Annotated in this window: 1 protein-coding gene; it reads left to right on the top strand. The window is 71.8% G+C overall.

What is annotated here, in order from left to right:
• Positions 1-1951 (top strand): CARDB domain-containing protein (locus AB0M20_RS40660; RefSeq protein WP_364306546.1); only part of this gene is annotated, 1951 nt, incomplete at both ends.

Below are 1951 nucleotides of genomic sequence, written 5' to 3'. Positions count from 1 at the left end.
GTCCTCCGCGTGGGGCGCCCGCACGCAGACCATCGCCGTGCAGGGCAGCACGAACGGCACGTCGTTCAACACCCTGTCGGCATCGGCCGGGCGGGTCTTCGACCCGGCCACCGGCAACACCGTCACCATCGCCTTCGGCGCGGCCACCGCGCGGTACGTGCGGCTCACCGTCACCGCGAACACCGGCTGGCCGGCCGCGCAGATCGGCGAGTTCGAGATCTACGGCACCGGCGGCGGACCGGTGGACCCCCCGCCCCCGGTCGGCGGCAACCTCGCGCAGGGCAAGCCGATTGAGGCATCGTCGTTCACGCAGAGCTACGTGGCCGGCAACGCGGTCGACGGCAACGTCGGCACGTACTGGGAGGCGGCCGGCCAGCAGTCCACGCTGACCGTCCAGCTCGGCTCCAACGCCGACGTCACCGGCGTCGTGGTGAAGCTGAACCCCGACGCCGCGTGGGGCCCGCGTACCCAGGGCATCGAGGTTCTGGGCCGCGCCCAGGGCGCGACCGGCTTCACCTCGCTCAAGCCCCGCGCGGACTACGCCTTCAACCCGGCCACCAACCAGAACTCGGTGACCATCGCCGTCAGTGGGCGGACCGCCGACGTGCGGCTGCAGTTCTCCGGCAACACCGGGGCGCCGGGCGCTCAGGTGGCCGAGTTCCAGGTGATCGGCGCGTGGGCGCCCAACCCGGACCTGACCGTCACCGGGCTCACCTGGAGTCCGTCGGCGCCGAACGAGACCACCGCGATCACGGCCACCGCCACGGTGCGCAACGCGGGCACCGCGGCCTCGGCGGCGACCACGGCCGACGTGAAGCTCAACGGCACCACCGTCGGCACCGCCCAGGTCGGCGCGCTCGCGGCCGGAGCCTCGGCGAACGTCACGGTCGACCTGGGCCGGCGGGCGCAGGGCAGCTACACGGTCGCCGCGACGGTCGACCCGGCCAACACCGTCCCCGAACAGAACAACGACAACAACACGTTCACCGCACCGGCCGCCCTGGTGGTCGGCCAGTCGCCCGGCCCGGACCTCGAGGTCACCGCGATCACGCCGAGCCCGGCCAACCCGGCCGTCGGCGCGCCGGTGAGCTTCACCGTGGCGGTGCGCAACCGCGGCACCAGCGCGGCGGGCGCGTCGACCACGCGGGTCACCGCGGGCAGCACGACCCTCAACGGCAGCACGGCGGCGATCGCGGCCGGCGCGACCAGCACCGTGCAGATCTCCGGGACGTGGACCGCGACCACCGGCGGGGTGACCGTGACGGCGACCGCGGACGCGACCGGCGCGGTGGCCGAGACGAACGAGAACAACAACACGCTGACCCGGTCCATCGTGGTGGGCCGCGGCGCGGCGGTGCCGTACGTGTCCTACGAGGCGGAGGCCGGGCAGTATCAGGGCACGCTGGTGACCGCCGACCCGCTGCGGACGTTCGGGCACACCAACTTCGGCACCGAGTCCTCCGGCCGGCAGTCGGTGCGGCTCACCTCGCAGGGCCAGTTCGTGCAGATCACCTCGGCCAACGCCGCCAACTCGATCGTCGTGCGCAACTCGATCCCGGACGCGCCGGGCGGCGGCGGTCAGGAGGCGACGATCAGCCTCTACGTCAACGACCAGTTCAAGCAGAAGATCACGCTGTCCTCACGCAACAGCTGGCTCTACGGCACCACCGACGACACCGAGAGCCTGTCCAACTCCCCCAGCGCCGACGCGCGGCGGTTGTTCGACGAGTCGCACGCGCTGCTCGGGCAGTCGTACCCGGCGGGCACCCGCTTCAAGCTGCAGCGCGACGCGGGCGACAACGCGGCGTTCTACTACCTCGACCTGATCGATCTCGAACAGGTCGCGCCGCAGCTGTCGCAGCCGGCCGGCTGCACGTCGATCAAGCAGTACGGAGTTAGGAAGAGCACACCACAGAACTCCACTCACCCCAACAGAGATCGGGTATTGCCG

This window comes from Actinoplanes sp. NPDC051633 (genome assembly GCF_040681735.1).
Lineage (GTDB): Bacteria > Actinomycetota > Actinomycetes > Mycobacteriales > Micromonosporaceae > Actinoplanes.
Note: the sequence above shows the minus strand (reverse complement) of the source record. Positions and strands in the feature narration are given on the sequence as shown.